Below are 19853 nucleotides of genomic sequence, written 5' to 3' on the forward strand. Positions count from 1 at the left end.
GAGCATAATACAACAATCCATGTCTTAGAAAATGCTTTAAGAATGTAAATAACTAATACTACATTTATAGTCCAAGTAGTAAATAAATAAAATTGATTTACATTGGTATTAAAAAGTAATTTGTTATAGAATAATTACTTTCAATAACAAGCTTGAATTTCAGTGAAAATACTAACTGTAACTGTAAATGACAAGTTTAGTTATAAGTGTAACCTCTGTTGGCGTTGAAGATTGTACTCTAGATAATCGAAAATGCGAACTGCTATAAACAAGGAGTACTATTTTTAATGACACGTCCGGAACTTGGAGATTTATGCTCCGTCGTATGTTATAAAAGTGCAGTTGTAGGGATGGAAGAGGCTCTAGGAGAGAAAGCAACTGCTATTGCTTTAACTGCTGCTGGTCGTTCGCGAGGTAAGCAGTTAGCAAAAGAATTAGAACTAGCAAATTTATCAAGCTCTTTAGACACAGTTACCAGTAAAATTGGAAGTGTACTCGGTAAAGATGGGTTTCGTCTTTGTAACGTAGAAAAAATCATCTCTGAGGGCGATATTATTAGAGTTATTGCTTCTGAAACATTGTGCTCTGCCGCTGAACCCCAAGGCTCTCTGCGCAAATGTACATTCACATTGGGTGCGGTTTGGGGAATTTTAGAACAAGTATTTGGTAAACGCTTGCGAGGTAAACAAGTAGAATCTGTGTTGCGCGGAGGTAGTCATGATGTGTTTGAATTTTCTGTTTTAGGATAATCAGCCCCGGAAACATATTACTTAAACAATAAATTGATTTAACTATTCAAATTGCAAACATAGATTAAATATAGAAATAAATACTCTTATTCAATTAATGAAAAACCAAGAGGCTATCGAAAATGGCAATTAATTCCGCCAAGTTAGAAAACATTTTGCAAAATTTTGTCAGCGGTACTAATGATATTCAAGGTGCAACTCTTGTAACTCCTGATGGATTATCTCTTGCTGCAGCTTTACCTCCGGGGATGGATGATGAAAGAGTATCGGCAATGTCAGCGGCAATGCTATCTTTAGGAGAGCGAATTGGAAGTGAATTGGATAGAGGGATAACAGAACGTATTTATGTTGAAGGAGACCGGGGAATTGGAGTACTGACTAACTGTGGCGAGGAAGCTTTACTTTTAGTACTAGCCAGTCATTCGGTTAAACAAGGATTATTAATGTTAGAAATTAAACGTCTTGTTTCAGAACTTAAGTTGATTTTAATGTAGTATATTGCCCAAGTGATTCTTGTTTTATATTAATAATTCGCGCGAAGGTTAAGTTCCCAGGAAAATCTAAACATATTTTCTTGGGAACAGTCCCATCTGATTTTTTTTTGACTTTAAAAAAATACCAGCTAAATTTGTCATTTATTTTAATTAAAAAAGTATATGGAAATAATGCGTTTAGTTGTGACTGGACCTGTGGGTGCGGGAAAATCAACATTTATCCGTTCAGTTAGCGAAATAGAAGTCGTGGATACAGATCGCCACGCAACAGATGAAACAGCATTGCTCAAGCAGAGAACTACGGTTGCTTTTGACTTTGGAAGATTACAGTTCGGTTCTGATATGGCACTACACCTCTATGGTACGCCTGGTCAAGAAAGATTTAACTTTATGTGGGACATGTTAATTCGTAAAGCCCATGCTTATATATTGTTAGTAGCCGCTCATAGACCGAGTGAATTCCGTTATGCTCGTCGTGTAATCAACTATATGAATCAACAAGCGCAAATTCCAATGATTATTGGTTTAACCCACATTGATTGTCCGGGTGCTTGGACTGAAGAAAATGTTGCTATTGCTCTTGGCTACATACACGAACATAACAGACCACCAATAGTCAGTGTTAATCCAACGGAAACATCATCTGTAGCAAAAACAATTATGACTCTAGTGCAACACTATATGAATAATTCAAAGAAGGAAGCATCATCTATCTCGGGATAAATTTAAGTCATATTTTTGTTTTTGTTTGACCAAACTAAGTAACTTAATAATAAAAATTTATACTTTGGATCAATAATTTGGATCGATAATTTAGAATTTATTATTAATTGCAAATAACTAACACTATATCCACAGTTAGTTATGATTTTAGTCTTAGTTGTTTGCTAATTTATTCGCTACCAAGATTGGCAAAAATTTAGAATTTAGAAATCCATCAAAAAGTCCGTAAAGATACACTCATAAAAATATAGTCATAAAAATAGAGCTATAAAATCAAAAATACTGAAACTATTTTTATACTATTTAATCAAAATTCTTTAATTACATTAAAACTTAAATAACATAGTATAAAATTAAACAGTACCAGGGTAATTACTAACTATTGATATTTGATAAGGGAAGATATGGCATTTACTGGTTATTTATCACAATTTTCTTTACCAGAGTTATTTCGGTTTTTAGAAGAAGGATATAAAACTGGTTTACTCACAATTCGTAAATTAAATTCTAACTATTCACAATCTAACTATTCACAATCTAACTATTCGCCTTCCACTGACTCAAGTTCTAATAATTTACATCCTAATTTAACAACTGAAACTCATTATATTTGGTTGCAACAGGGTCGTATATTAGCTGCAGCTGAATCTTTAGATAATCAGGGTTTAATATCAATACTTTCCAAGCGAGGCTGGAATAAGAGTAACTTAACTTTGAAGGATTTTGAGGAACATTCTTCCACTAAAACAACAATGGGTTTGTATCTCAAATCTCAAGGGATAGTCAAAGCAGAACAGTTGATGCTTTTATTTCGCGCTCAAGTAACAGAAAAAATTTCACCTTTGTTTGAGCTTAATAATGCAGAGTTCAATTTTGAAGAAAATTCTCCCCTTCCATTAGCGGAAATGACTGGTTTAAGTATACCTGCAACGGAAGCTACGCTTATGGGTTTGCGTAATTTAGAAGAGTGGAATCAACTATCAGCAAAACTACCAGATCCAACCTCTAGCATTTTGGCTAAGACCCAAGAAAGACCAAAAATCCGCTTAGAGCATAAAGAATCCCAAGTATGGAAACGTGCGAATGGTAATTCATCTGTACGGGAAATATCCGAAGAACTTAAGTTTCCTCTAGAAAAGGTACAGCAAATAGCTTTTCGATTAATTGTTAGTAATTTAGTTGAAGAAGTTTTTATGCTAAAGGGTAGTAATAGTCTCGGAAGTAGGGATAAGTTAGGGGAGCAACTGCAGAGTCATAGCAGTAATAATGATAAGGTAAAAGTCTTTTCTGAAACAGATACTTTAAGTAAGGTTGCAGAAGCTAAAGACACAGAGAACAAAGTCAAAGAACTTCAATACCAGCAAAATACTCAACATTTGAGTACTCAAAATTTAGTAAATTCATCATACTCAAAATTATCTCAAACAAAAAAACAGGAAAATAGTTCTGTTACGAGCCCAAAATTAGAAACAGAACTCGGCACTATAAGTAAAACTAATATGAGTCAATCTTTTCTCCAAAATTTAGTTGGTTTTCTCCAGAAAAAAATTGAAAATTAAAATTATCTTTTGTTTGGAAGCAATTGAAAGGATTTTTTGATGAATTCATCTTGAGAAGCCAATATCATCACTACAAATATTTTGAGGTTTAACGACCTAATTTATCATTGGTTAATATCAAGTCAGTGTTCTCAATATTTCTAGGTAAAGTTATTTAATACGAACAGCGATTATGCTTAGACTACACTTAACTCCAGTGTTATGGTGTGTTATGTAATCTTAGATAAATTAAGGTAAAATGCCTTCTAGAGCGGAGCAGGTCGCCAACATAGTTGAGCGTAGATCGCGCTATCTTCCGGAAAAAATCGCCACAGTTGAGAAAAAGCTTCAGGCAGAAGCATCAGCGTTGTACAATTTAGAAACTCAACGAGAAGCGTTACTGCAAGACAACACTAATAATCAAGTCTTAGAAGATCTAAAGGCGATTGATTTTGGTGATATTCAATCTGGTATTAATTCTGAATTAATTGTACTGTCTAAACTTAGGAGCAGATTTTCCAGGAATACCCTAAACATTGGCGTTATGGGGTTGATGGGACAAGGAAAAAGTACCTTACTCAAAAGTTTAAGTGGACTTAGCGATCGCGAAATTCCTGCTTATGAAGGAGCAGCTTGTACAGCGGTTCGGAGTGTGGTTTGCAATCAAGTAGGTTCTGTTCAAGTTAGAGTTATTCTCCATTCAGAAAAAACTTTTTTAGAGGAAGTAATTCTTCCTTACTACAGAACGCTCAAACTCAAGCCCGAACCGTGCAACTTGAATGAATTCGCTCTAGCATCTCTACCAGAACAAGCACCCGTTGGAGCGACGGATGAAGCAGTTTATCAACATCTACTATCTGACTATTTCCAAAACTTAGAACAATATCGACATTTAATTGTTCCGGGAATAGAACCTCAACAGAAAGTTATACCTGTAGAGGAAGTCGCTGAATATGTGAGACAAGAACGCAATACCCAGGGAAAACTGATTACCTTCAAACATTTAGCTGTGCGCGAAGTTAATATCTTTTGTCCTTTTGAAAATCCTGATGTTGGTCAAATTGCTCTAGTTGATATTCCCGGTTTGGGAGATTCTAAACTGGGTGATGAAACGGTAATGCTAGAAACCCTGGGAAAAGCTGTAGATGTTGTCCTATTTATTACTAGACCAGATCCGCAACGCTACCAATGGCGTAAAGTTGACACAGACCTTTATGATACTGCTGCTCGAGAGTTAAATAATCTTGCAGGTAGAGCATTTATGGTTATTAACCATAGCCAAAGAACAGACAATATGCATGCTTGTAGGGCTCTCAAGGATAGCTTGCAAATGCAAGTAGTCAGTTGTGAAATTGCTGATTGCTCAAACTCTGATGATGCTAACCAAGTCTTTGATCGCATTCTTAATTACTTGGCAGAGCATATTTTAGAAATTGATCAAGAGTATGCTCGGCAAAGCCAAGAACGGTTGCTGAAAATTCAGCAAGATATCGATTTAATTATACAGTCTGCTCGGAAAGTCTTTAGCGGTACTGACAATAATTTATCCAGGATGATTGATGATACCTATGATGATTTGTTCGGTACTGATCGAGATGGATGGTGGCGAGAAATCACCATTGCTTTCCAAAATTTAAGACTGGAATTTGCAAAGCGCTGTCAATTACCATCCCATAGTTTGGAATCCAGTATTGAGAGAGTTTATCAAAATTGTAAGGAAAATGCTGGAATTTTAACTGCTGACGATCCTGAAAATGAAATTAATCAGCAGATTCAAGCTAGTAACCCGATGAAAGCTTACGGTGATTACCGCGACTTGCTGCGTACTCTACTTTCCGATCGCTTTAACAATTTAGATGAGGGACTAAAAGAGTCAACTGACGAAGTCAAAGCACGAATAGCAGAGATTTTAATCACATCGGGAAAATTAAGTATATTTCCTAATTATTCAGCAGACTCAGAATTCATCAAAGCTTTTAGAGAATTCTTGGAACAAGAACATTCAGACTTGAGAAGACTTCTGCTAGGTTTCCAAATCATTGATAGTTTTGAACTTTCCTACAGTGGCTTAATTGAACCACAAATTTATCAACATTTGGTTGAACTTAGTAATATTCAACTTCCCAATGACGAACCTCAAGATGTAACTTTAAAAGTTGGACCAAATACCAATGCTGACTTGATTTTCAATGCCCTACAGATTGACTACGACCGTACAGTTGCCAGAATTAAAGCTGCTTTAGAAGAGCTAATTTATCAACCCAGCATTGCTGCTTACGCAAGAATTGAAAAGTTTATTGATAATATTATTTATCACAAAGAAGCTCAGAAAGATTGGAAAAAATTTCTCCGGCGAGTAAGAACTAAAGTCTGGGCACAGGAAATTGGCAAACTTGAACAAGAACAAAAGCTTCAACAGGACTGGTTGAATAGTGTTAATAAATTAGAAGAGGTTAATCGTGTAGAAACAATTCAATTTTTAACTTGAATTTTCCAACTACCGGTTGATTTATAAAATTTTCTTAACACAGATAAAACTTTATTGTTCAGCCCGGATTTGTTTTTATGAGTAATTTGCAAGAACTAAATATTATCATGCTTGCACCTAGAGGGGTTGGCAAGACCAGTTTGTTAGCCGCGATGCACGAAGAATTTGATAAAACCTTTGATAGTGCGGGGCTGACAACATGGGTAAGTGACAGTAAAACATTAGATGCGATCGAGGAATGTAAACGTCAGCTCCGAAATATGGACTACCGGTTACAGAAGCTAGTTGAACCAACCCCACCCCAACTTAATCCTTGGGAAGATGAAGGATTTTTTTTTGAAGTGGGAAGTGGCGGTAAAAAGTTCATGAAAATTCGCTTTACCGATCCTTCTGGAGAATATTTTAAACCGACTGCGACTCCCGATCAAAAGGAGTATGTCAAGCAACAGTTAAATCAATGTGATGCGGTGATTATTCCTATTGATGCAACTGCTTTGATGGAAAAGAAAACAGGGAGAACGAAGAATACAGAAATTGGACCTTGGCATGAAACAAAAAATGATCCTGTTCGTATTACCAAACTATTAAAAGATGCCTATGAAAGTTTAACAAGACCCAGGCTGGTTGTCCTAGCCCCATTAAAGTGTGAAAGTTACATGAAAACCGACAAGGATGCTAACGATTTACTTGATCGCATCAAGATCGGCTATCGGGAATTATTAGATTTCTTCAAACAAGATGAGCAGTACCCCAAAGTCGCAGTAGTGGTAACACCCGTGCAAACCATCGGACACATTGCTTTCTCCCATGCTGAAACCATTGATGGTTACACTCGGGTCTTTTACCATAAAGTACCCCTAGATGCGCCTTATGCACCAAAAGATGGAGACCAACCGCTGCGCTATGTATTGCGGTTTTTGTTGAATGTATCCAATCAAAGTCTCAAGTTAGAATTGGAACGAGCAAAAGAAAACCTTGATGAACTTGAAAAAGAAGTTGGCGTTCAAGAAGATCGAGTTGATAGCGCCCAACGCAGGCTTAATCTAGCAGAACAGCGCCTGAATCAGCGCAATCAACTTTGGGGACCCTTGAGGCTCATAGCTAACTTTTTCGATGACGTTCATACAAGTCATAGTGAAGCTAATGACAATTATACGGATCGAGTAGATGCTTTAAAAGAGACACAAGAGCAAAAGTTTGCCGTTCAAGGTAAAGCAGATGCTACAGAAGCTCAGATCCAAGCTTTTAACGCAGCTATTTCCAAATTTGCCATTGATTGTAAACAAGAACGGGGCTTTGCGATTTTGCAAGGTAGAGCTAAATGGTTACCAATACCTAGATGAAAAATCTCTAAATTAATGATAATGTGAGGCTCCTATGAGTCATAGTCAAGTAGAAATTTACGTTAGAAGTTCTCCATTAGGCGAAGTTGGTATTCATTGGCGCAATATCAGCAAACCCGAACAGCCGAAGGAAGAGCCAGATGTGCTTAAGCAAAAAGTTATTGAGAGAAATGACGGTAAACAGGTAACAATTAATTCTCCAATCAATGATACTAAGCCGTTCCTTATTTTGGCTCGATATCAAAATAAAGTACTCCTAGAACTCACTGGACTGGATGCAGCAGAAGCTCGCTCGAGAAAAATGGGGCGGAGAATTTCTGAAATCGTTCTGTGGGTTGGCGATGATTCACCAGAAACAGAGTCTCAACTAAGAAAACTAGCTGCTTGTGCTTTACTAAGTTTTTGGTCAAAAGAGTCAACTTTTTTGAGCGCAATTCGTAGTTCAATTGACTTTGATGGACTCAATGGTTTTAAAGTTAATACCCAACAAATTGAAGAGTTATACGCTGACGCTAACACCCATTTAGATCGCCTGCTGTCAAAAGTATCCCCGAAAGTTGTTAATATTTCTGAGTCAGTTTGGTCAACCCCGAAAACAATTGATATCGAAAGCGAATTATACAATCTGGTAAACCAAATTAATCAGACTTCCTTACCTGAAACCAAGCAACCTGTAGTAGTAGTTACTGAGTTCAAACAAGAGAGCGATCGACAACAAATTATTTACAAAGGTAATATTTGGGTTGAAAAAAAAAGACCACCAGCGCCAATCCCAGAACCAGTACCAACCCCAAAACCAGTACCACCTCCAGAACCAGTACCAACCCCAAAACCAGCAGCAAAAATTCGCCTAGTAATTTTGAGGATTATTCTACCGATCCTAATCGCGCTAGCAATCTTGCTAATAACTCAAAGTCCAGTTCTAACTCCAACTCACAGTCCAAAACTAACTCCAACCCTAACTCCAACACCAATCCTAAATCCTCAGCCTGTAAAAACCCCGCTATCGCCCGACAATCAACCCCAGTCTTACCAAATTCAATCGCCAGACGCTTAACAGGAAACGATTTTGATGTGGTGCATAACGCAATCAGTCCTTTGCTGGAAAAAGACGTTTATAAACTTTATCTTTTAATTGAAGCTTTAAAACGGATCGACAAAAATGAGAGTTCCCGTGGGACAACCAAGATATTGAATGATGTAGAGAAGTATCTTAAGCAATCCTTGAACTCTTTAAATACAGATGATTTAGAATCCTTACAAGAAGAATCTGGTGAATTACTCCAAAAATTCTATAGGTGGCTGATACAAGGATTTGAAATTCATACAGAGATAAATTATCTTAGCCCGAACCGCAAAAAAGAACTGATAGCACTAGGTTACTTCTTGCAGGGAGAGTTATCAACACAAGAGGAATTCAGCTATATAAAAAAGGTTTTACGTTCTTATTTGGCAATAATTGAAAGATTCCGTAACCCTTCATCTACTCAGTAATAAGGTGTATTTAATTCATTTAAGCTGATTTTTTACACACACGACACACATGACAGCTTTATGAATCAGCCGATTGGTAAATTTCCGGGATTTACTGCATGAATATATTCGCTACCCGATGCTGGAAAACCCCTTTGATAGCAAGCTTCATCAGGTTTACCCCAACCTAATTGTAAAATTATTTCCAAGAAATCAGACTTTTCAAAAGCATTTAAAGTCGCCCATTCAGTTCTGAGAATAATTCTACCTACATCAACTCGCTCAATTTGTTTATGTTGTTTACCACTATTAAAACTCAAATATAAATCCATCCCCGGGGAAACTCGTTCCCAAAACTCTAGGATGGATTGTTTTGCTTCCTTTAAAATTTCCAAGTCACCGGAGATAGCAATTAATTGAGGATGAACTTCAGGATAGCGCAAAGTCTTACCTTTAACCTTTACTTCCTGTAAAATAATTCCAGAAACTTGGTATTCCCGTTGATAATCATGAATTGCGGCTTTAAATTCTTGATAAGCGGTAAATTTTTGCAGTCCATCTGTTCTGATAAATTGATCGATTACGGGATTACCAGAAACAGTAACCTCTAACTTCAATCGTTCTCCTTTAAGACAAGCTTGGCGTTCGGAAGCCAAAATTTGAATTAAATCGTCAGTATTATAAACCTTTGACATCAGATCCCACTCTATCTGTCATTGGGTATTCAGCGATATAAACCAGTTAAACTTATTGTCCAATAAATTATTGTTTTCCCAGTCAACTTTTATTTAAATCTATCAAACCATAGCAATATTATCTCTCAAGTCCCATTAATCTGTAGTATCTAATATAACTAAAAATTAAGGGGACAGACTGACTTGCCTGTCCAAAAAATTATTGTGCTAACTCGCTACTGAACTCATTAAATGAGCGTCGCTTCAGTTCTATGGACTCAGTGCGTGGTAGTAAATCAAACACTCTCCTAAATTCATCATCTATTTTTTCATAAGGTACTTGACCCTTCTCATTTAAGATTACATCTCCAGCCTTATTAAAAGCTACAACTTGGGGAACACCACCGGTATAGTAGTAACCTGGTTCATTAGGGCTATAGGTTTTTTTCTGAGAGATGGTATCTACATCTACTGGAATAATCTCTACCGCCTTACCATAGTAAGCTTGAACTTGGGAAACAACGATCGCATATTTTTTGCAATCACTGCTATCATCAACATAAAAAGTTAAAATTGCAGGCTTATGTTCTGCTAAAGCTTGTGCCAAGGTAGCTTGTGGTGGTACTAAAGAACCATTCCCGGCATACACCACAAAAATATTGCCGTCATACCTGTCATCATCAATACCTGCAAATGCTGGCTGAGTAAAGACGACGAGCAGAGAAAATAATATTGAGAAAAGCAACAAAAACTGCCGGAATCTACAAATAAATCGACGTAAGAATTGCAACCTGACTTGAATCATTAAAACAACCTTTGCTTTGATATTTTCATGCTGAATTATGCTGACTAGGGAACTAATCGGTAGAAATATAATTACTTCCACTACTCATCAACTTTTAAGATAACGTTTAACAGTTAACAGTTTATGGCTAACGCCACGCCCTTACGGGCTATAGTTACCAGTTACCAGTTACCAGTTAATAATTTATGGTTAATGCCATATCATCAGTTAGCTGTTTTCTGTTCCCTATTAAAAGAAACAATGACAAATAAATTTTGTGATGTGAAGACTGGCTTTTTGATTAGGGATTGGTTAAACTCGCGCTTATTATAAGACATGCCCGATTCATAATGTAGAAAGTACCATGCAGTACATTTACCTCAGATCGGGGATAAAGCTTTTGCTTAAAGCACAGTTAGGTATTCTGTTTCTAATTCAAAACACTATAAACAACTATTGTTTGACTTGAGTACGTAAAGTGGGAAAAGATATTCAATTTGCAGATAAGTTGCGATCGGGATTGGCGGTATCGGTCGCCAAAAGCGTCACCTTTTTTGTGCGATCGCTACGTTTAGGTGCAGCGTCAGTTTTACCTGGTTCTATCGCTCGTCGGATTGAACCGCAGCTTTTGACATTATTAAGCCAGCAGGTAAAAAGTGGAATTATCTTGATTGCGGGGACAAATGGTAAAACTACTACTTCCCTACTATTAAGAAGCATTTTGGAACGTAAAGGATATCGAGTTGCACATAATGCAACGGGTGCAAATCTGGAAAATGGTTTAGTTACAGCGCTAATGGAGAGTGCAAATTCTGTTGGCGGTTTAAATGTAGACTATGCCATTTTGGAAGTAGATGAAAATATTGTCCCCAAAGTACTTACTCCAATTCAACCAAAAATTATTCTTTGTTTAAACTTATTTCGCGACCAACTCGATCGCTATGGGGAAGTTGATAGTATTAGCAAACGCTGGACAAAAGTGATTTCTACCTTACCTGCAGATACGGTAGTTATTCCTAATGCTGACGATCCCACTTTATGCTATCTCGGTCAGCAGTTGAAACAAAAAGTATCATTTTTTGGTTTAAGTGAACCCGAACAGTATTTAGAAAAAATCCAACACGCGGTTGATTCAATTTACTGTCCCCGTTGCGGACATTCTTTAGATTACCAAGGTGTGTACTTGTCCCATTTGGGAGATTTTACTTGTCCTAGTTGTGGTTTCAGTAAAAGTCAACCCACACTTAATAGCCAAGAATGGGAACAAGTTTTGGTTGGGTTATATAACAAATACAATACCTTGGCTGCGGCAACAGCTGCTGTTGAATTGGGAATTGACGAAAAAACAATCCACAATACAATTCCAACTTTCCAAGCAGCATTTGGACGCGCAGAAGAATTAGAAATAGATGGTAAACGAGTAAGAATTTTATTATCCAAAAACCCCGTTGGGACTAATGAAACCATTCGCGTAGTTACTCAAAGTAACGATAAAACCACCCTGCTGGTACTTAACGACCGAGTACAGGATGGTGAAGACGTATCTTGGATCTGGGATGTTGATACCGAAAAACTGGTTGAACGTGGTGGAACTCTAGTGGTTAGTGGCGATCGCGTTTACGATATGGCTTTACGCCTGCGCTATAGCGAAAACACCGCTGACAGTAAGTTAAACCTAATAATCCAACAGGACTTAAAACAAGCAATTGATATAGCTTTAAAGAACACCCCAGATGATGAGACATTACACATCTTACCGACATACACAGCGATGTTAGATGTGCGAGAAATCTTGACAGGGAAGAAGATACGGTGATTTGGGGAAGAGTAACTAAGTAATGAGTAATGAGTAATAAGTAACAAGTAATAAGTAATGAGTAATAAGTAATAAGTAATGAGTAAAAAATTATCAATTACCAATTACCAATTACCGATTACCAATTACCAATTACCCATCCCCTATTACTGCAACTTAACTGCTGCACACTGTAGGGGTAAAACTTCTTCCAAAGTTAATTCGTGGTCTGCAGTTAAATGGCTATTACAGCAAATAGTGCTGAAATATACTTGCTGACCAACTACTTTGGAAAAATGTTGTTCTAATAGCAATCTTGAGGTGATATCGCCTAGTAAATCTCCTAAATCTTTAGTTAACTGGTCTTTATCATCGCGGTGAACCATTCTATATTTAAAAGGCTTTTCACCAACCAATTTTCTAATTTCTGAATCAAAATTATCCGGCTTACTTTGGACGTAAGCAAAAGACACTTCCTCTAAAAATTTCCAAGCTTCTGGAAAAATTCTGCGGATATTTCCTAAATGATCCTCAGTTTGGTAGACCAAAGTGGCTGTTTTGCAATCCATTACTTTTCCCTGAATAATTGTGGTGTTTACAACCAAACAAAAACAGTTTTAATGTTTATAAACTGTGCGGTATACAAGAAAATTGCTGCTCAAAAGTTAACTTTTTAGAGCTAGTCAAACAAAATATTTCTGCTTGATTTGGATAGAATCTATCCGTAGATAGGCAATTTGTTAGTCCACAGTTGTTATTTCACAATTTGTTAACCCACAATTTGCCTACTTACAAAATTCTTCTATCGCCACTGCTCATGATAACCACAAAAAATTGGCATTCAAACTCATTGATACATATTTTTTTATACTTGACACATTGTAAAACCTAGTACTAGATGCGAGTAAATACAGTTAACAAAAGAGTATGTTGATACAACATTTTAAAATGCTGGCAAGATATAATACTTTAGCGAATCACAAGTTATATGGTGCATGTTCCCAGCTTTCAGACAAAGAACTGAAACAAATAAGACCAGCCTTTTTCAAAAGTATTTATGGGACACTCAATCATATTCTCATTGGTGACAGAATTTGGATGGGACGCTTTACAGGACAAGAAATTTCTTCTACCGGACTTGACCTTATTCTCTATGATGACTTTGAAGAACTGCGGAAAATACGTGTATTAGAAGATGAGAAAATAGAAAATTTTATGTCTCATTTAAATCAAGATTTTCTGACCAGGACAATAAGCTACGTAAATAATCAGAATAAGGTTTATACCGATCCAGTTGATATGCTATTGTCACATTTTTTTAATCATCAGACACATCACCGGGGCCAAATTCACGATATGCTGAGCCAGACAGAAATTGCCCCTCCTGTTCTAGATATGCACCGCGTCTTACGACCGTAAATCAATCAAAAAAATCCCATCAACAAAACCAACCTAAATATTTGGTAGCTAATGCTGCAGCTTAACGCTATACGTTAATATGCCGAAAATCAACTTGAGCTTTATTGCTGTTTATTAAAACTTTTAAACTTATTAAATCTATGGCTAATCAAGAATTAGAATTGACTATTGGGTGGTTATACCCCACATTGATGAGCACCTATGGAGATCGGGGTAACGTTATCGTTATAGAACGTCGCGCCCAATGGCGGGGATATAGTGTCAGGATTCAAGCCTTAGACCAAAATGCTACAGCAGAAGATATCAAATCAGTTGATGTAATTGTTGGTGGAGGAGCCCAGGATCGTCAACAAGAAATTGTTATGCGTGACTTACAAGGTGCAAAAGCCGACGCCATGCGGGAAAAACTCGATAGTGGAACTCCCGGTGTATTTACCTGTGGTTCGCCACAGCTATTAGGACATTATTACGAACCAGGCTTAGGAAAGCGTATTGAAGGTTTGGGAATATTGGACATGGTATCAGTACACCCCGGTGACGATGTCAAGCGCTGCATTGGTAATTTGGTCATTGAAGTGACAGCTTCCCGTTTAGCTAAAGAATTAAAAGAAATATTGGGAGGAGCTACTCCTTATCTGGTTGGTTTTGAAAACCACGGTGGACGTACCAGGGTAAATACACAGGGAGGAAAGGTCGAAGTACTAGGAAAAGTGATCTACGGCTTAGGTAATAACGGAGAAGATGGAACCGAAGGCGCTTTTTATCAAAATGCGATCGCAACTTATTCCCATGGACCACTGCTACCAAAAAATCCTTTTGTCGCTGATTGGTTAATTCAAACTGCATTACGCTTAAAGTATCAGCAACCGTTCGCACTCAAACCATTAGAAGACAAATTGGCGATGAAAGCTCGAGAAACAATGTTTAACAGATTAAAAGTCGATTTAGCTACTCCTGCTGTTGGAAAATAAATATTTCTCTGAAAAAAATATCTGAAAATAAGAGTAACTGGGAAGAAAAACCTTATGTTTAGCTTCTTATTTGTTATTTTCCAAGTTATCTAATTACACCTAATACTGTAAAAAAGCACATGAGAAGCATTCATAAAAAGCAGAAGGCTATTTTTAACGGTTAGGAAATATCACCTTCAAGTAACTCTTTACAATTGTTGAACCTAGCAGAAACCAAGCACGTAAGCAAATCTAGTTTTTCTGATTTACGCCTGATATGGACTATGGATTTATATTTTATGAATTTATATTTTATGAATTTATATTTATTGACAAAATACAACAAATATCAGATTTTTTTCAATTAAATTAAAATTATTTTTTCAGAAAACACTGGGTTTTGTGTGAAATATCTTATAGAGGAAATATAAAATCACAAAGCATTTAAATGAAAATATTACAGTCATTAACTGCAGCAGCTATTGGCTTAGGCTATGTTTTCGCTACATTACCAGTCCAAGCCAGAGAGTGGCACCCTCAAGCTGTAGTAGATGGGGTGTATTCTGGAATTCAAAAGATTCACGGTTATAAAGCTACTCCTAGATTAATTTGGAATATTCGCGAAAATTCTCGCACTCGCTGCGGACGAATTCACAGTAGTCATTATTGCAAACTGGATCATACCGTTTACATCATGAGACGAGATATCCGCATGGCTTACCGGTATGGAGATGCAGCATTGGCTTACATTATTGCCCACGAATATGCCCATGCAATGCAGACAGCACATGGATTTACCCCCAAATATTCCCCACTCACAGAATTACAAGCAGATTGTTTAGCTGGGGTATATTTGGGTCTAATACCTGATATCGTTTTTGACGCAAAAGATATTCGAGAAATAGCGACTTTTGCTTACAGCATTGGAGATTATGCTTGGGGTAGCAGACACCATCACGGTACACCCAAACAAAGGGTAAAAGCTGTTAGCATAGGTATGCAAGGTTCTTTAAATGGTAAAGGAGTAGAAGTTTGTCGTCTCTCTAGATAATATTCTTGAACTGGGATTGCAAATAATCCTAAGATTTAAAGTTAAATAAAAATCAATAATTTAGTATATGTTAATACCTTCAGTCAGTTGATTTGAACTTAAATAAATGTATGCTACCTAAATGGTTTTGGTTACACTGGCGATTTTCTATTGTTTTATTATTTTTAAGCACAGTATGTATAGCTTTTGGATTAAATTTATATGTAAGTTTAATTACTAGTAGCCGACGTTATACTAATTATTCCGAAGTTACTTCACAACCCATAGCAATTGTCCTTGGAGCCGGGATATTTCCCGATGGTACTCCCACACCAATGCTGGCTGACCGCGTTTCAGCAGCAGCAAAACTTTACAAGCAAGGACGTGTGAAAAAACTATTAATGAGTGGTGATAATAGCCGTGAGGATTATGATGAAGTCACAGCGATGCAAGATTATGCTGTAAAACTTGGTGTACCACCAGAGGATATAACTCTCGACCATGCAGGTTTTAGTACCTATGAAAGTTGTTACCGTGCTAAGAAAGTTTTTGGAATTGAGCAAGCAGTTATAGTTACTCAAAGATTTCATTTATCTCGCGCAGTCTATCTTTGCAATCGTCTGCATGTAAATTCCATTGGCTTAGGTACTCCTGATTGGGAAGTATACCCTTTTAGAAATGTTATGTTTTATTCATTGAGAGAAAAATTTTCTACCTTGAAGGCATTGTGGGAAGTTCATATTACCCGCCCGCAACCAACTTTTCTCGGTCCCTTAGAAGATACAAAATAGCTCAAATTACACCCAGAAAATGAAATATTTCCAAATGCTTGCGAATATTTTATTCAAGCGATAGCACAATTATGCGTAGTAGCGTACCGCTTTACAATCGCGACGTTAAGTGGGATGCAATCATAGCAGAAGATAGGAATTGAGAGTGGGATTTCTTTTACCATTGAGTCTAAGTTTCAGCCTTTGAATTGTAAATCACTTATTTACAATCCTCTGTAATTCAATAAAAAATGAATTCAGTTAAAGTTAATTAAATCAAAGTCGATTCAATTTAGATTATTCTTGATATTTCAACCTCAAAATAGCTCGCCAATCTCTGATAGCACTATCCGTCCACAACCAATTTTTCCCTAGTTCATTTACCTGAAATCCCAAAGGGTCGTGGTCAAGTACGGTATTTCTCATTTTAATTGCTTCATTAAGATATTGTTCTCGTTTCCCAGGGGGTTGTGATGAAGCAGCTTTATAAAAACCCAAAGCTAATCCTGCGTAAGCTTGCAAAGCATTATTGGATAGTTTTTGTTTACCACCAGAAGAATTTACACTACTCGGAGCCCTAGAACGATTCTTTGGCTGAATTTCTAAACTCAATGCTTGGAGCCAAGCATCATTCGCTCGATTGAGATTACCCTCTGCATAGTAAGCAAATCCCACAACATTTTTATACAAAGATGAATTAGGGTCTGCTTTAACTGCACTATCCCAATAACGACGTGCATCATCTACTGTGTAGCCATTACGGGTATTTCGTTGTTGCACAAATTGCCAAGCTAGTCGACCCCGTAAAAAATTCACAGATGGATTATCAATTTGCGGTAGGGGTATTGATTTTAAAACTGCTCGAGCTTCATTTAAGGTTCCCCGGTTGAGTAATTCTTCAACTGCTTGTAAACCCGCTTCCAGTTTTCCCTTATTTAATTTACCTGTTGCGTACCGAGTCACAACCCCTGTTGCATCTTCTTTAAGATTTATTTCGGGAATTTTGGGTTCCTCCATTAGCAATTCTTTATCTTGAGGGGAACTTGGTAAATTAGATATACCTCCCTCTCGCCACAACCAACTTAAACTCACAAGTGTAATTGCAGTGATACCAAGTGCACCAACAGCAGACCATGAATTCTTTCTAAAAAAATGCTTGAAGTTAAATACAGCAGAATTATTATGTCTAGAACCAGTAATTTTTCGATTAATATGTGACGATTGAGCGCTGTGGGTAATATCTTGGTTTACTTGTTCTAATCCAGCTACTTCGTCCCATTTTGCAACTTCTTCAGTTCCCAAGGAAGCTATTTGAGAAATTGGTCTTTGTTCAAAGCTGCTATCAGTATCCGAGGCGAAACTGAAATTATCTTGCAGATTACCTGCAGCTTTATCATTTACAGACTGCTGTGCAGAATAGGGTTGCTGCGAAGACACATCATCACCAACCTCCTGAATTAACTCAGCGTTCATCATGGGTTGTTCTGTTGCTGCTTGCTCATCCAATTGACGAAACAAATCAGAAACAATTGCGGAGTCTTCCGCATAGGAGGGATCGTTATATTCAACATCATCAACCAGATCGCCCCAAGTATCTTCTCCTAGCCAATCTAAACCCGAAGATTCTTCTGGTTCATATGAAGAAATTAAATCATCAATCGGTAAAGGAACTGCAGGAATATCTGATTCATCTATTTTCTCTGAGTAAGATGTGGATGATGCACTTAAAACCGGGTTATATTCGTTGATAAATTCGTTGGGAGAAGAATTAAGGCCATTGAGATTGCCATTAAAATCTGACTGAAGATATAAAATTGGCAAAGCCCAGTACATTTGGTGAGAACCATAGGTGGAAATTAAACCTTGGCGCACTCGAGAAATGCATAAGTCCACACTATAACCCTGTGAAAGGTTACGGTAGAACAGTTGTGTAAGGTTGAGGGCTACATCATCCGGAATGCGTTCTGACATTGCCAAAACACTCCGAATACCTCTTTTAACTAAAGTTTCTGTTAAATTGCGTTCGCCAGTTTCACTATTCCGAGCAGATGAAACGCCATAGGCTCCCAAACAGGAGTTAAAAACTGCCATTTGGATATTATTGTTGACAAGTAAACCAGCCAAATCGTCTCCAGTCAGAGTTTCTGTTAGCCCTGTTCTGCTACTAACAAGATAAATTTCTCCACCATTGGGACCGACGTTACTGTGACCGGAATAATGGAGAATATGATATCTTCCTTGTTCTAGGGCTTGAGTTAGTTCTTCTCGACCTGGTTGTTGTAATAAGGTAAGTTGAATTTCCGGCAGATGATTGCCACTTTCTCCACTACGATGTAACTCAGCCTGCAGCTTAATTGCTTCTTGTTTCAGTTGGTCAAGGCGAACTTTATCAGTAGGAGAAGCAATGACCATTAAAACTTTTATACTACCTTCCTCTGAAGGAATGGGTATATTTTTTGCCGATAAACGGGAACTCATACCAATCCCGCTCTGATAGCGAGAAAATGCCACATAAGGTCCTGTCGCAAGGGGGCGATCACCTGCATGCATCACCTCCCATGGAAGGCTAGCCAGTTTATTATCTTTGAGGCCCAAACGTAAACGCAGTATCTTTTGATGATTTTGGGCAATACCTTGGGCAGTAATCCAACTATCCCTGAGAGTGCCTTGAAACAGTGCATTATAAAATTGCTGACCCAAAGCAACTAAGTTCACGGAGTTTCTAGCGATCGCATCTCCTTGTAAAACTGAAGTTAAAGGGTCGTTCATAAGATGTGCAGCAGCACTTAGCCAGTCAGCAACTGGCCAAGAAACCAGTTCTTCTGCTAATGGCACCCCAGGCGCGACTTGTTCCGTCCGCACCAAGTAGTCATCCTGCCCTACTGGGGTTACGGAAATATGAAATTCCTGGGTCACAACTTCTCCTGTTTGCCTACCTTGCCTGGTATGAAACTTTTATGTTTCAAATTGATATTTTGCTTTTTCCAATTACTAAGATGCATCCTGAAATATGAATGTTTCTCAACGTGGTAGTTCAATATATCTTCTACTACAATTTTATCTAGAATATTTATTGTATTTTTCTGAGTACAACCTCCATAGTCTGACAGTCAATGCCAGTTATTGATTTTTATATTCAAGTTAATTCATTAAATTATATTGCTGCTAAATAATTAGTAGAGATGCAGGTAAATTTGTCCGGACAATACTGCAACATATTAGAACAAATATTGGTAGATGCACCCTGATATCATCAAAATCCCTAGCTGGCTGCCACCCACTAGGGTTTTTTTTAATATACAGTAGAATTCTACGAGTCAGTTGACATACTACTTAGAAGTGAAAAACCTTTACATCTGCTCTTCACATTCTTATGCTTCGAGTAACTGACTCGCAAATTTATGTGATTTGACTAATTAATCAATATTAACGACTAACAAATTATTAGGAGAATTTATCCGGAAAACTATTACTAATTTTGGAATATTAAATTGGTAGATGCACCCTGATAATCCATTCCCCTTGCTGGCTCAAACTGGCGCGGGGATTTTTTTGTGTGTATAAACCCAATTTATTTTTTTTACTTAAATTACCCGGATATTGTGAGTCGGATTGAGTACAGA

Annotated in this window: 18 protein-coding genes; 14 read left to right on the forward strand and 4 right to left on the reverse strand. The window is 37.3% G+C overall.

All coding sequences use genetic code 11. The annotated features are described in order from the left end of the window. The first annotated feature begins 287 nt into the window (after positions 1 to 287). The 8 genes from BC008_RS01470 (at position 288) to BC008_RS01505 (ending at position 8829) form a co-directional block, all read left to right on the forward strand. A complete protein-coding gene (locus BC008_RS01470; RefSeq protein WP_027842388.1) occupies positions 288 to 749 on the forward strand; it encodes a hypothetical protein in 462 nt (153 codons plus the stop codon). 122 nt (positions 750 to 871) lie between these two features. Continuing rightward, entirely contained in the window at positions 872 to 1243 is a 372-nt protein-coding gene (locus BC008_RS01475) for a roadblock/LC7 domain-containing protein (protein ID WP_027842389.1), read from the forward strand. A gap of 162 nt (positions 1244 to 1405) precedes the next feature. Further along, positions 1406 to 1966: a GTP-binding protein gene (locus BC008_RS01480; RefSeq protein WP_027842390.1), complete on the forward strand. Its 561-nt coding sequence runs from the start codon at positions 1406 to 1408 to the stop codon at positions 1964 to 1966. Positions 1967 to 2370: 404 nt separating this feature from the next. Then, positions 2371 to 3525 carry a DUF4388 domain-containing protein gene (locus BC008_RS01485; protein ID WP_027842391.1) on the forward strand — a complete coding sequence of 385 codons (1155 nt, stop codon included), beginning with the start codon at positions 2371 to 2373 and terminating at the stop codon, positions 3523 to 3525. A gap of 238 nt (positions 3526 to 3763) precedes the next feature. Next, complete coding sequence (locus BC008_RS01490; protein WP_027842392.1) at positions 3764 to 5992, forward strand: dynamin family protein; 2229 nt, start codon at positions 3764 to 3766, stop codon at positions 5990 to 5992. Between the two features lie 77 nt (positions 5993 to 6069). Then, positions 6070 to 7335, forward strand: coding sequence for a TRAFAC clade GTPase domain-containing protein (locus BC008_RS01495; RefSeq protein WP_027842393.1), 1266 nt, complete (start codon positions 6070 to 6072; stop codon positions 7333 to 7335). A 34-nt stretch (positions 7336 to 7369) separates the two neighbouring features. After that, positions 7370 to 8392, forward strand: a complete 1023-nt coding sequence (locus tag BC008_RS01500; protein ID WP_027842394.1) for a hypothetical protein — start codon at positions 7370 to 7372, stop codon at positions 8390 to 8392. Between the two features lie 17 nt (positions 8393 to 8409). Then, a complete protein-coding gene (locus BC008_RS01505) occupies positions 8410 to 8829 on the forward strand; it encodes a hypothetical protein (protein ID WP_027842395.1) in 420 nt (139 codons plus the stop codon). Between the two features lie 65 nt (positions 8830 to 8894). On the opposite strand, the gene BC008_RS01510 is transcribed toward BC008_RS01505, so the two are convergent. Together BC008_RS01510 and BC008_RS01515 are read right to left on the reverse strand one after the other, a co-directional pair. Then, complete coding sequence (locus tag BC008_RS01510) at positions 8895 to 9503, reverse strand: hypothetical protein (RefSeq protein ID WP_027842396.1); 609 nt, start codon at positions 9501 to 9503, stop codon at positions 8895 to 8897. Between the two features lie 199 nt (positions 9504 to 9702). Beyond that, positions 9703 to 10287: a thylakoid membrane photosystem I accumulation factor gene (locus tag BC008_RS01515; protein ID WP_027842397.1), complete on the reverse strand. Its 585-nt coding sequence runs from the start codon at positions 10285 to 10287 to the stop codon at positions 9703 to 9705. Between the two features lie 123 nt (positions 10288 to 10410). On the opposite strand from BC008_RS01515, the gene BC008_RS47965 reads away from it, so the two are divergent. Both BC008_RS47965 and BC008_RS01520 read left to right on the forward strand, forming a co-directional pair. Then, on the forward strand, positions 10411 to 10599 hold the full coding sequence (locus tag BC008_RS47965) for a hypothetical protein (protein WP_153009505.1): 189 nt from the start codon (positions 10411 to 10413) through the stop codon (positions 10597 to 10599). A gap of 145 nt (positions 10600 to 10744) precedes the next feature. Then, positions 10745 to 12082, forward strand: a complete 1338-nt coding sequence (locus BC008_RS01520; protein ID WP_027842398.1) for a Mur ligase family protein — start codon at positions 10745 to 10747, stop codon at positions 12080 to 12082. A 146-nt stretch (positions 12083 to 12228) separates the two neighbouring features. On the opposite strand, the gene BC008_RS01525 is transcribed toward BC008_RS01520, so the two are convergent. Continuing rightward, positions 12229 to 12630 (reverse strand): hypothetical protein, encoded by a 402-nt coding sequence (locus BC008_RS01525; RefSeq protein ID WP_027842399.1) that lies wholly within the window; start codon positions 12628 to 12630, stop codon positions 12229 to 12231. A gap of 358 nt (positions 12631 to 12988) precedes the next feature. Here BC008_RS01525 and BC008_RS01530 point away from each other — a divergent pair, with 358 nt between their 5' ends. The 4 genes from BC008_RS01530 (at position 12989) to BC008_RS01545 (ending at position 16251) form a co-directional block, all read left to right on the forward strand. Then, entirely contained in the window at positions 12989 to 13480 is a 492-nt protein-coding gene (locus BC008_RS01530; protein ID WP_027842400.1) for a DinB family protein, read from the forward strand. Positions 13481 to 13620: 140 nt separating this feature from the next. After that, the gene (locus BC008_RS01535; protein WP_027842401.1) at positions 13621 to 14451 is read left to right on the forward strand and encodes a type 1 glutamine amidotransferase; all 831 of its coding nucleotides are present in this window, start codon (positions 13621 to 13623) and stop codon (positions 14449 to 14451) included. Between the two features lie 427 nt (positions 14452 to 14878). Further along, positions 14879 to 15481: a neutral zinc metallopeptidase gene (locus BC008_RS01540; RefSeq protein ID WP_027842402.1), complete on the forward strand. Its 603-nt coding sequence runs from the start codon at positions 14879 to 14881 to the stop codon at positions 15479 to 15481. Between the two features lie 110 nt (positions 15482 to 15591). Next, entirely contained in the window at positions 15592 to 16251 is a 660-nt protein-coding gene (locus BC008_RS01545) for a SanA/YdcF family protein (protein ID WP_027842403.1), read from the forward strand. Between the two features lie 276 nt (positions 16252 to 16527). On the opposite strand, the gene hetF is transcribed toward BC008_RS01545, so the two are convergent. Next, the gene (gene hetF, locus BC008_RS01550; RefSeq protein ID WP_027842404.1) at positions 16528 to 19146 is read right to left on the reverse strand and encodes a cell division protein HetF; all 2619 of its coding nucleotides are present in this window, start codon (positions 19144 to 19146) and stop codon (positions 16528 to 16530) included. Positions 19147 to 19853 lie beyond the last annotated feature (707 nt).

The organism is Mastigocoleus testarum BC008 (assembly GCF_001456025.1).
Taxonomy (GTDB): Bacteria; Cyanobacteriota; Cyanobacteriia; order Cyanobacteriales; family Nostocaceae; genus Mastigocoleus; species Mastigocoleus testarum.

Bases quoted from the DNA above. Each gene is read 5' to 3' on its own strand.
- BC008_RS47965 (WP_153009505.1), top strand. From the start codon at position 10,411: ATGGCTAACGCCACGCCCTTACGGGCTATAGTTACCAGTTACCAGTTA.
- BC008_RS01525 (WP_027842399.1), bottom strand. From the start codon at position 12,630: ATGGATTGCAAAACAGCCACTTTGGTCTACCAAACTGAGGATCATTTA.
- BC008_RS01485 (WP_027842391.1), top strand. From the start codon at position 2,371: ATGGCATTTACTGGTTATTTATCACAATTTTCTTTACCAGAGTTATTT.
- BC008_RS01490 (WP_027842392.1), top strand. From the start codon at position 3,764: ATGCCTTCTAGAGCGGAGCAGGTCGCCAACATAGTTGAGCGTAGATCG.
- BC008_RS01530 (WP_027842400.1), top strand. From the start codon at position 12,989: ATGTTGATACAACATTTTAAAATGCTGGCAAGATATAATACTTTAGCG.
- BC008_RS01500 (WP_027842394.1), top strand. From the start codon at position 7,370: ATGAGTCATAGTCAAGTAGAAATTTACGTTAGAAGTTCTCCATTAGGC.
- BC008_RS01510 (WP_027842396.1), bottom strand. From the start codon at position 9,503: ATGTCAAAGGTTTATAATACTGACGATTTAATTCAAATTTTGGCTTCC.
- BC008_RS01495 (WP_027842393.1), top strand. From the start codon at position 6,070: ATGAGTAATTTGCAAGAACTAAATATTATCATGCTTGCACCTAGAGGG.
- BC008_RS01515 (WP_027842397.1), bottom strand. From the start codon at position 10,287: ATGATTCAAGTCAGGTTGCAATTCTTACGTCGATTTATTTGTAGATTC.
- BC008_RS01470 (WP_027842388.1), top strand. From the start codon at position 288: ATGACACGTCCGGAACTTGGAGATTTATGCTCCGTCGTATGTTATAAA.
- BC008_RS01545 (WP_027842403.1), top strand. From the start codon at position 15,592: ATGCTACCTAAATGGTTTTGGTTACACTGGCGATTTTCTATTGTTTTA.
- BC008_RS01535 (WP_027842401.1), top strand. From the start codon at position 13,621: ATGGCTAATCAAGAATTAGAATTGACTATTGGGTGGTTATACCCCACA.
- BC008_RS01480 (WP_027842390.1), top strand. From the start codon at position 1,406: ATGGAAATAATGCGTTTAGTTGTGACTGGACCTGTGGGTGCGGGAAAA.
- BC008_RS01475 (WP_027842389.1), top strand. From the start codon at position 872: ATGGCAATTAATTCCGCCAAGTTAGAAAACATTTTGCAAAATTTTGTC.
- BC008_RS01540 (WP_027842402.1), top strand. From the start codon at position 14,879: ATGAAAATATTACAGTCATTAACTGCAGCAGCTATTGGCTTAGGCTAT.